Origin of the sequence: Peribacillus sp. NPDC060253 (assembly GCF_042727425.1) — a bacterium.
In the GTDB taxonomy this organism is placed as follows: domain Bacteria; phylum Bacillota; class Bacilli; order Bacillales; family DSM-1321; genus Peribacillus.
Genome location: NZ_JBHXAS010000275.1, coordinates 1 through 1,246, shown reverse-complemented (window position 1 = coordinate 1,246; position 1,246 = coordinate 1). Strand labels below are relative to the sequence as shown.

The 1,246-nt window shown below is 33.9% G+C and carries 2 protein-coding genes; both read right to left on the bottom strand.

Features of this window, described 5'->3' with window-relative positions; translation table 11 throughout:
• Positions 1-143: 143 nt before the first annotated feature.
• Complete coding sequence (locus ACFWE9_RS26975) at positions 144-485, bottom strand: hypothetical protein (RefSeq protein ID WP_230159374.1); 342 nt, start codon at positions 483-485, stop codon at positions 144-146.
• Positions 486-717: 232 nt separating this feature from the next.
• Positions 718-1,071 carry an MmcQ/YjbR family DNA-binding protein gene (locus ACFWE9_RS26970; RefSeq protein WP_230159375.1) on the bottom strand — a complete coding sequence of 118 codons (354 nt, stop codon included), beginning with the start codon at positions 1,069-1,071 and terminating at the stop codon, positions 718-720.
• Between the last annotated feature and the right edge of the window lie 175 nt (positions 1,072-1,246).

The following is a 1,246-nucleotide window of genomic DNA, read 5'->3' as shown; positions in this document are numbered from 1 at the left end:
CTTAGGATATAAAACTCCACAAGCCATTGAAGATCAAATTACAAAAACAGCTTAAGATTTAACTTTTTTGTGTCCAAAATATTGACTCAAATCCATCCTGATATTGAAGTAAAGCACTTATTATCTGAATAAGTAGTTACCTTTTATTTCACGTTTAATTGCTCTAACCACTCTATAAACCAATCTTGAGGTAACTTTACTTTTGAGAGGTCTAAGTTCTGCAATTCTTTTAATGAGTAAGTATTTACCAAAAATAAATCCCATTGACATTCAATATCTCGTGCTATTCCAAAAGCTATTTCATCAAATTCATTAAATTCTCCAGCTTCATCTTCCTCAAAAGCCATTGTGAGGTTATCACACCACTTAATTAACTCATATTGTGAAAATCTGTTTTCTTTTCTACATACGGTATTTAACAAGTTCTTTAAGTTTTTGGACAAGAATGGAAAATCTATAGTGGTTTCATTCCAGTTCCAATTCATATAAACATCCCTATATCAACTGAACTACTTACTATCCTCATCACCTTTCAACTCTCTATTTTATAACATTTTCTTATTCAACTAAACTGCCCCGATAGTTCCATAAAGAAAAGCTGTCTTAAAGACAGCTCTGATCTTCAGCTAACGCACCCGTTACTTTAAGTAGATTATTTCACAATCATAGTAAGTTCCACAGAAAAAGGCATTAATCCTTCCTGCTGAATCAATGCCTTCACTTTTTCAAATTAATACTATTACTTTTTTTAGTTAACATATAGCTTTGTATTATCATTTCGTAAATTTCTTCCTTTGGAACAGTACCGTCAAGAATTATCGAATTCCAATGGTCCTTATTAAGATGAAATGCCGGAACTACCGAATTGTAAATCTGACGCCAATAATCCAAAAAACCGGGTTCACATTTCACATTAATCCAAATATGGCCATCTTTTTCAAATATCCACGCAAACACTTTCTTGTTATCTATATGTCGCATTAACGTCCAATTCTTATCGCGAAATGGATAATCTTCATATGTATTACCCATCCCTAAACAGTAACCGATAGCTTCCTCTCTATTTTTCATTGTTAACCTCTTCTCTAACATAATAACTTTCTAATTTTTTAATTGCATCCTAAATTATAAGCCTTGTACCCTTTATTGCACTAACCTGCCCCGATAGTTGCATAAATCGAGTAGGAGGAGGCGCCTAGCCTCCGACCTCTCACACCACCGTACGTACCGTTCGGTATACGGCGGT